9 protein-coding genes are annotated in these 7,788 nt (G+C 65.9%); 7 read left to right on the forward strand and 2 right to left on the reverse strand.

Annotated features, from left to right (window positions below):
• Nucleotides 1-113: 113 nt before the first annotated feature.
• Nucleotides 114-1,520, reverse strand: coding sequence for a cytosine permease (locus tag GSQ95_RS23920; RefSeq protein WP_158896424.1), 1,407 nt, complete (start codon nucleotides 1,518-1,520; stop codon nucleotides 114-116).
• 272 nt (nucleotides 1,521-1,792) lie between these two features.
• Here GSQ95_RS23920 and GSQ95_RS23925 point away from each other — a divergent pair, with 272 nt between their 5' ends.
• The 6 genes from GSQ95_RS23925 (at nucleotide 1,793) to GSQ95_RS23950 (ending at nucleotide 7,220) form a co-directional block, all read left to right on the forward strand.
• The gene (locus GSQ95_RS23925) at nucleotides 1,793-2,830 is read left to right on the forward strand and encodes an LLM class flavin-dependent oxidoreductase (RefSeq protein WP_158896425.1); all 1,038 of its coding nucleotides are present in this window, start codon (nucleotides 1,793-1,795) and stop codon (nucleotides 2,828-2,830) included.
• A gap of 84 nt (nucleotides 2,831-2,914) precedes the next feature.
• Nucleotides 2,915-3,505, forward strand: a complete 591-nt coding sequence (locus tag GSQ95_RS23930; RefSeq protein ID WP_158896426.1) for an amino acid synthesis family protein — start codon at nucleotides 2,915-2,917, stop codon at nucleotides 3,503-3,505.
• Nucleotides 3,506-3,518: 13 nt separating this feature from the next.
• Nucleotides 3,519-4,358 (forward strand): alpha/beta fold hydrolase, encoded by an 840-nt coding sequence (locus GSQ95_RS23935; protein ID WP_158896427.1) that lies wholly within the window; start codon nucleotides 3,519-3,521, stop codon nucleotides 4,356-4,358.
• Nucleotides 4,355-5,836, forward strand: coding sequence for an aldehyde dehydrogenase (locus GSQ95_RS23940; protein ID WP_158896428.1), 1,482 nt, complete (start codon nucleotides 4,355-4,357; stop codon nucleotides 5,834-5,836). Before GSQ95_RS23935 ends, GSQ95_RS23940 begins: the two co-directional genes overlap by 4 nt.
• Nucleotides 5,837-5,851: 15 nt before the next feature.
• On the forward strand, nucleotides 5,852-6,337 hold the full coding sequence (locus GSQ95_RS23945) for a flavin reductase family protein (RefSeq protein WP_158896429.1): 486 nt from the start codon (nucleotides 5,852-5,854) through the stop codon (nucleotides 6,335-6,337).
• Between the two features lie 127 nt (nucleotides 6,338-6,464).
• Nucleotides 6,465-7,220: a GntR family transcriptional regulator gene (locus tag GSQ95_RS23950; protein WP_158896430.1), complete on the forward strand. Its 756-nt coding sequence runs from the start codon at nucleotides 6,465-6,467 to the stop codon at nucleotides 7,218-7,220.
• A 44-nt stretch (nucleotides 7,221-7,264) separates the two neighbouring features.
• Here GSQ95_RS23950 and GSQ95_RS23955 read toward each other — a convergent pair whose 3' ends face one another.
• Nucleotides 7,265-7,552, reverse strand: coding sequence for a DUF1330 domain-containing protein (locus GSQ95_RS23955; RefSeq protein WP_059315040.1), 288 nt, complete (start codon nucleotides 7,550-7,552; stop codon nucleotides 7,265-7,267).
• A 78-nt stretch (nucleotides 7,553-7,630) separates the two neighbouring features.
• On the opposite strand from GSQ95_RS23955, the gene GSQ95_RS23960 reads away from it, so the two are divergent.
• A partial coding sequence (locus GSQ95_RS23960; RefSeq protein WP_178123847.1) for a 3,4-dihydroxy-2-butanone-4-phosphate synthase occupies nucleotides 7,631-7,788 on the forward strand: 158 nt, incomplete at its 3' end.

Genomic DNA, 7,788 nt, shown 5'->3' on the forward strand with positions numbered 1-7,788 from the left:
CGTCGATCCAGGCGCCGTCGACATAGGCTTGCTGGCGAAACAGGGAAGCGTCTTGCAACATGAGCGGGGTTCCTCGGGAGGGGATTGAAGGTGGCTTTCGACAGCGACGCCGATCATTGTGCCGAGGCAGCCTGCAGCCGGGCGGCCTGGGCCGGCGAACCCTGGTAGGCCAGCCAGAAATACAGCGGGCAGGTCACCAGCAGCCCGAACAGCCAGGACAGATCGGCGCCCGCCACCAGGTCGGCATAGGGCCCCTTGAACAGCGCCGTGTTGGCGAAGGGCAGCTGCACCAGGATGCCGACCGCATAGGCGGCGATGGCATGGCCATTGAAGCGGCCATAGCGGCCGCCGTCGGCGGCGAACAGCGAGGGGATGTGATAGTCGCCGCGCTTGATCAGATAGAAGTCGATCAGATTTATGGAGGCCCAAGGCACCAGGATCATGGTCATGGCCAGCACCAGGCCGATGAATCTCTCGATGAAATCGGCGGAGGCCATCAGCGCCATCCCGCAGCAGCCCACCAGCACCAGACTCGACAGCACCACCTTGACCCTGACACCCGGCGTCCAGCCAGCGGCGAAGGTCTGCACGCAGGTGATGATGGCGAGTACCGCGCCATAGAGGTTGAGCGCGTTGTGACTGATGATGTTGAGCAGGAACAGCACCATCAGCACCGGACCCAGCCAGCTGGTGGCCTGGGCCACGGCAGCCATGGCGTCGCCGCCGGCCGGCACTGCCAGTACCGCCACCACACCAAAGGAAAAGGCCAGGATGGTGCCCAGGGTGGCGCCGAGATAGGTCGCCCAGAAGGGGCGTGCGATGCCGACGGCTTCCGGCAGATAGCGCGAATAGTCGCTGGTGTAGGGCGAGAAGCTCAGTTGCCAGATCACCCCCAGCGACAGGGTGGCGATGAAGCCGCTGGCGTTGAGGCCGCCCCGGGTCAGGAAATCCGCCGGCAGCGGCTGGCTCAGCATCATCGCGAAGCCGGCCAGCAGTCCTGCGCCCATCACCCAGGTGCCCCAGCGATTGAGGGTATGGATGCAGCGATAGCCGATCACCCCGATGGCCGTGGCGCTCAGGGCACCGAGCACGATGGCCAGCGGCATGGGCACGGCCGGCACCAGACCCTGGATCGACTTGCCGGCCAGCACCACGTTGGAGGTGAAGAAGCCCACGTAGATCAGCGCCGTGACGCAGACGATCAGCAGGGCGCCATACCGGCCGAACTGGCCGCGACTCTGCACCATCTGCGGGATGCCCAGGCGCGGCCCCTGGGCCGAGGCCAGGGCCAGCACCACCCCGCCGAGCAGATGCCCGAGCACGATGGCCAGCAGGCCCCAGGCCAGATTCAGGTGGAAGGACTGGACCACCATGGCGCCGGTGACGATGGGCAGCGGCGCGATATTGGTGCTGAACCAGAGGGTGAAGAGATCGCGGCTATGCCCGTGGCGTTCGGCCGGGGCGACGTGATCCACGGTATGGGTTTCGATAGCAACGGCAGAGCGAGGGGCTGCGGACATCCAGGAATTCCATTGTTGTAGTTGTGGAAGACGCCTGCTGGACAGGTCGTCCTGGTGAACAGAAAGTATTACGGTATACCAGATTACACAACCGCCTTTTGGCTTGTGAAAGTGACGTCTGGGGACTGCTGCCGAATCTCGTTACATCTCTGCTTGCCAGTTCACGTATTATGGTATACCAATAAAAACATCGACTGGCCGAGCCGTCGCGTACCGCCAACAAGAGACACCCGAGCCCTGGGCCGAGGTGGAAGACAAGAGGTAGGCTTCTTATGAAATTTTCCCTGTTCGTGCACATGGAACGCTGGGACGAAAGCGTCAGCCATCGCCAGCTGTTCGAAGAGCTGACCGAACTCACCCTGATGGCCGAAGCCGGCGGTTTCTGCACCGTCTGGGTCGGTGAGCATCATGCGATGGAATACACCATCTCCCCCAGCCCCATGCCGATCCTGGCCAACCTGGCGGCGCGTACCTCGACCATCCGCCTGGGCGCCGGCACGCTGATTGCGCCCTTCTGGCATCCCCTGCGTGCGGCTGGCGAATGCGCCCTGCTCGACGTGATCAGTGAAGGCCGCATGGAAGTGGGCCTGGCCCGTGGCGCCTACCAGGTGGAATTCGATCGCATGGCCGGCGGCCTGCCCGCCACCGCTGGCGGCAAGCATCTGCGCGAACTGGTCCCGGCGCTGCGCAAGCTCTGGGAAGGCGACTACGCCCACGATGGCGAAGTCTGGCAATTCCCCACCTCCACCAGCGTGCCCAAGCCGGTCGGCACCCCGCCGATCTGGATCGCCGCGCGGGATCCCGATTCGCACAATTTCGCCGTGGCCAATGGCTGCAATGTCATGGTTACGCCGCTGATGAAGGGCGACGAGGAAGTGGTGGACCTCAAGCACAAGTTCGACACCGCCCTGGCCAACAATCCCGGGGTGGCCCGGCCCAAGCTGATGGTGCTGCGCCACACCCATGTGCACGCGGCGGAAGAACCCGAGGGCTGGAAGATCGGCGCCCAGGCCATCGGCCGTTTCTACCGCACCTTCGATGCCTGGTTCGGCAACAAGGAAACCCCGGTCAACGGCTTCCTCGCCCCCAGCCCGGAAGAAAAGTTCGCCGGCCGCCCGGAGTTCGAGCTGGAGAACATCCGCAAGAACACCATGATCGGCACCCCCGACGAGGTCATCACCCGCCTGCGTCACTACGAGGAACTGGGCGTCGACGAATTCAGCTTCTGGTGCGACAACAGCCTGCCCTTCGCCGAAAAGAAGAAGTCGCTGCAGTTGTTCATCGACCAGGTGGCACCGGCCTTTGCCTGATCTAGGGTCCGCGCTCCGGCGCGGACCTGCAACACGCCCAAGGGCGTGGCATACCATCATCCAACAGACATCCCAGGAGTCAGCATGAGTTTCGAAATCCGCAAGGTCGTCACCTATCTCGAAGAGACCCACAGCGAAGGTGGCAAGGCCACCGACAAGCCGGTGACCATGGCCGGCGTCGCCGTGGTGATCCGCAACCCCTGGGTCGGCAAGGGCTTCGTCGAAGACCTCAAGCCCGAGATCAAGGCCCACTGCTCCGACCTCGGCGCCTTCATCGTCGAGCGCCTGACCTGCGCCATCGGCGGTGCCGAGCGCATCGAGGCCTATGGCAAGGCGGCGGTGGTCGGCGCCGACGGCGAGATCGAGCATGCCTCGGCGGTGATCCACACACTCAGATTCGGCAACCACTACCGCGAGGCGGTCCAGGCCAAGAGCTACCTGAGCTTCACCAACAAGCGCGGTGCCCCGGGTACTTCCATCCAAATCCCCATGATGCACAAGGATGACGAGGGCCTGAGATCCCACTACATCACCCTGGAAATGCGCATCGAGGACGCACCGCGGGCCGACGAGATCGTGGTGGTGCTGGGCGCCGCCGACGGTGGCCGCCTGCATCCGCGCATCGGCAACCGCTACATCGACCTCGAGGAACTCGCGGCTGAAAAGGCGCGCTGAGGAGAATCCGCGAATGATCCGGTCTACAGACGCCAAGACCCCCGCCGGCACTGCCTACCGCATCGCCGGCGATGGCAGCCCGCTCGTCCTGATCCATGGCGTGGGGCTCAGCAAGGAGATGTGGGGCGGTCAACTCGCGGGCCTTGCGCCGCGCTACCAGGTGATCGCCTATGACATGCTCGGCCATGGCGAAAGCCAGCGCCCGGCGGCGCAGGCGACGCTCGACGACTATGCCGCGCAGCTCACCGAACTGCTCGATCACCTGGGGCTGGCAACGGGCGTGGTAATCGGCTTCTCCATGGGCGGCCTGGTGGCCCGGGCCTTCGCCCTCGGCCATCCGCAGCGACTGGACGCCCTGGTGATCCTCAACAGCGTGTTCAATCGCTCGGTGGAGCAGCGTAGCGGGGTCCTGGAGCGAACCCGCCAGGCCGAACTCGAAGGCCCCGACGCCAACCTGGATAGCGCCCTGGCGCGCTGGTTCAGCCGCGAGTACCAGGGCGCCAACCCGGCGCAGATCCAGGCGCTGCGGCAGGCCTTCGCCAGCAACGACCCCCAGGGCTATCTGACCACCTATGCCCTGTTCGCCACCCAGGACCGCTATGGCGCCGAGCGCCTGGACAGCATCCAGGTGCCCACCCTGGTGGCCACTGGCGAACTGGACAGCGGCTCGACCCCGGAGATGGCGCGCCAGCTGGCCGCACGGATTCCGCGCGCGCGCACTGCCGTGCTGGCCGACCAGCGCCATATGATGCCGGTCGAGTCACCCAAGCTGGTCAACGCCCTGCTGCTGGACTTCCTCGACGACGCCCTGGCCAAGGCCCCTTCCACCTCCATCAAGGGATACGTGGCATGACCCTGCAACGTTTTCAGATGTGCATCGACGGCGAATGGACCGCGGCCCAATCGGGCCGTACCTTCGCCAGTCTCGATCCGGCCACCGCGACGCCCTGGGCGGAACTGCCCGATGCCGACGCCGACGACGTCGACCGCGCCGTCCAGGCCGCCCAGCGAGCCTTCGAGGCGCCGGCCTGGCGTGGCCTTACCGCCAGTGCCCGCGGCAAGCTCCTGCGCCGGCTGGGCGATCTCATCGCCGCCAACAAGGAAGCCCTGGCCCAGCTGGAAAGCCGTGACAACGGCAAGCTGATCCGCGAGACCCGCGGCCAGGTCGGCTACCTGCCGGAATTCTTCCACTACACCGCGGGCCTGGCCGACAAGCTTGAAGGCGGCACCCTGCCCCTCGACAAGACCAACCTCTTCGCCTACACCGTGCACGAACCGCTGGGCGTGATCGCCGGCATCGTGCCCTGGAACAGCCCGCTGTACCTGACCGCCATCAAGGTCGCCCCGGCCCTGGCCGCCGGCAACACCGTGGTGATCAAGCCGTCCGAGCATGCCTCGGCCACCATCCTGGAGCTGGCGCGACTGGCCCTGGAAGCCGGCATTCCGCCCGGCGTGTTCAATGTGGTGACCGGCTATGGTCCGGGCGCCGGCGCGGCCCTCACCCGCCATCCACTGGTGCGCAAGATCGCCTTCACCGGCGGTGCCGCCACGGCGCGCCATGTGGTCCGCGCCAGCGCCGAGAACTTCGCCAAGCTGAGCCTGGAGCTAGGCGGCAAGTCGCCCAACATCATCTTCGCCGACGCCGACCTCGATAGCGCGGTCAACGGCGCGGTGGCCGGTATCTATGCCGCCTCCGGGCAGAGTTGCGTGGCCGGCTCGCGACTGCTGGTGCAGGACGAGATCTACGACGAATTCGTCACCCGCCTGGTGGAGCGTGCCCAGCGCATCCGCATCGGCAATCCCCAGGACGACGCCAGCGAGATGGGCCCCATGGCCACCGAGCAGCAGCTCGCCATCGTCGAGCGGCTGGTGGAAGCGGCGCTGGCCGAAGGCGCCACCCTGCGCCTGGGCGGCAAGCGACCGGAGATCGGCAGCGCCGGCTGGTACTACGAACCCACCCTGCTGGAATGCGACCGGCACTCGCTGCGCATCATGCAGGAAGAAGTCTTTGGCCCGGTGGCCGCGGTGATCCGCTTCAAGGACGAGGCCGAGGCCCTGCGCCTGGCCAACGACAGCGAACTGGGCCTCGCCGCCGGCATCTGGACCCGCGACCTGGGTCGTGCCCATCGCCTGGCGCGGGACATCCGCTCCGGCATCATCTGGGTCAACACCTATCGCGCGGTCTCGGCCATGGCGCCGATCGGCGGTTTCAAGAACAGCGGCTACGGCCGCGAGAGCGGCATCGACTCGGTACTGGCCTATACCGAAACCAAAACGGTCTGGATCAATCTGTCCCAGGCGCCGATGCCCGATCCCTTTGTGATGCGTTGAACGAGGTTGCCAGTCATGATCGATCCCACAGTCTACAAGCAGGTGATGGGCGCCTTTCCGTCCGGCGTCACCGTGGTCACCACCCTGGACGCCGAGGGCAACCTCGCCGGCCTGACCGCCAGTGCCTTCAGCGCCCTGTCGCTGGACCCGGCGCTGGTGCTCTTCTGCCCCAACTACAGCTCCGACACCTATCCGCTGCTGCGCGACGGCAAGGGCTTCGCCATCCACCTGCTGAGCGCCGAACAGCAGCGTATCGCCTATGCCTTCGCCAGCAAGGGCAAGGACAAGACTCAGGGTATCGAATGGACGCGCAGCGCCCTGGGCAATCCGCTGCTGGCCGATGCCACGGCGGTGATCGAGTGCGAGCTGTGGCGCGAGTACGATGGGGGCGACCACGCCATCATCGTCGGGGCGGTGAAGAATCTCATCGTGCCCGAGCAGGAGGTGATCCCCATGCTCTATCACCGCGGCCGGATGGGTGCGGCGCCGATCTATGCCTGAGCGGACGGGCCATGAACGCCTGCAGGGGGCATGCTAGACTTGCCCTCTTCCGCCCGGGCGAGCACGCAGGTTCCACGTAGTCGCGTGCCTCGTCGTCGCCTGTAGAACCGGTCCGCCAGAGAGCCCCATGAGACGCGCGCAACTAGACGACAGCTTCAAGATCACCCGCAGCCCGGTCACCCTGCGTGAAATGGTGTGCAATCGCCTGCGCCAGGCGATCCTGAACTTCCAGTTGCTGCCGGGCGATCGCCTGGTTGAGCGCGATCTCTGCGACCGCCTGGGCGTCAGCCGCACCTCGGTGCGCGAGGCCCTGCGTCACCTCGAATCCGAAGGCCTGGTGGAATTCGCCGATGCCCGCGGACCGCGCGTCGCCATCATCACCCTGGAGGACGCCTGCGACCTCTATGAATTGCGCTGCGTGCTGGAAGGCATGATCGTCCAGCTGTTCACCCTGCGCGCCGGCCCCAAGGAGATCGCCGCGCTGGAACAGGCCCTGGCGGAGAATCGCGAGGCCCTGGAAGGCGCCGAGCTGCCGGAGGTGATCGAGACCGTGCAGAACTTCTACGACGTGCTCATGGAAGGCTGCGGCAATCGCGTTGCCGCCACCCAGCTGCGCCAGTTGCAGGCGCGGGTCAGCTACCTGAGAGCCACCTCGGTCTCCCAAGCCAATCGCCGTCAGGCGAGCAATGCCGAGATGGAGCGCATGGTCGCGGCGATCCGCAGCGGTGATGCCCTGGCCGCCCACCAGGCGTCGGTGGATCACGTCCGCGCCGCCGCCAAGGTGGCCCTCGACTACCTGCAGCGGCAGCAGGAGCACCAGGGCGAACAGGCCCGTGAGCTGTTCATCCCCCGCGTGCAGGACGAGCCGCGCATCGAACGCTAGCCGTCTTCGGCCAGACGCGGCAGTGCCGTGCCTGGCCGCCTCTCTCAGAGTCCTTCGACGATGAAGATCTCGGCCCGGGCCGCCGTCTGCCGGTGCCCGCAGGCGTCCTGATACTCCGCCGAGCGATAGCAGGCCAGGGCCTGTTCGTAGGAATCGAATTCGATCACCACCCGGCGCGTCGCCCAGCCTTCGCCTTCCAGCTGCTCGGCGCGTCCGCCCCGGGCGAGGAAGCGACCGCCATAGCGGGCGAAGGCCGCCGGGGCGCGCTCCGTATAGCCGCGATAAGCCTCGGGATCGGTCACATCGACCTCTGCAATCCAATAACCTTTCATGGCACCTTGCCTCTTTCGCTGCGTTTTGTCTCATGGTATACCAGATTACAGAACAATCTAGAACCCTGAGAGGTAGTCGTGGCCATCCATCCCATCGAAGCGATCATCGAGGATTTCCGGGCCGGCAAGATGGTCATCCTGGTCGATGACGAAGACCGCGAGAACGAGGGCGACATCCTGCTCGCCGCCGATGCCTGCACCCCGGCGGCGATCAGCTTCATGGCGCGTGAAGCCCG

Source organism: Pseudomonas sp. BAV 4579 (assembly GCF_009765395.1).
GTDB lineage: Bacteria > Pseudomonadota > Gammaproteobacteria > Pseudomonadales > Pseudomonadaceae > Chryseomonas > Chryseomonas aestiva.

What these genes read in the sequence shown, in the direction of transcription:
- GSQ95_RS23935 (WP_158896427.1), top strand. Translation starts at nt 3,519, where the DNA reads ATGATCCGGTCTACAGACGCCAAGACCCCCGCCGGCACTGCCTACCGC.
- GSQ95_RS23930 (WP_158896426.1), top strand. Translation starts at nt 2,915, where the DNA reads ATGAGTTTCGAAATCCGCAAGGTCGTCACCTATCTCGAAGAGACCCAC.
- GSQ95_RS23920 (WP_158896424.1), bottom strand. Translation starts at nt 1,520, where the DNA reads ATGTCCGCAGCCCCTCGCTCTGCCGTTGCTATCGAAACCCATACCGTG.
- GSQ95_RS23950 (WP_158896430.1), top strand. Translation starts at nt 6,465, where the DNA reads ATGAGACGCGCGCAACTAGACGACAGCTTCAAGATCACCCGCAGCCCG.
- GSQ95_RS23955 (WP_059315040.1), bottom strand. Translation starts at nt 7,552, where the DNA reads ATGAAAGGTTATTGGATTGCAGAGGTCGATGTGACCGATCCCGAGGCT.
- GSQ95_RS23925 (WP_158896425.1), top strand. Translation starts at nt 1,793, where the DNA reads ATGAAATTTTCCCTGTTCGTGCACATGGAACGCTGGGACGAAAGCGTC.
- GSQ95_RS23945 (WP_158896429.1), top strand. Translation starts at nt 5,852, where the DNA reads ATGATCGATCCCACAGTCTACAAGCAGGTGATGGGCGCCTTTCCGTCC.
- GSQ95_RS23940 (WP_158896428.1), top strand. Translation starts at nt 4,355, where the DNA reads ATGACCCTGCAACGTTTTCAGATGTGCATCGACGGCGAATGGACCGCG.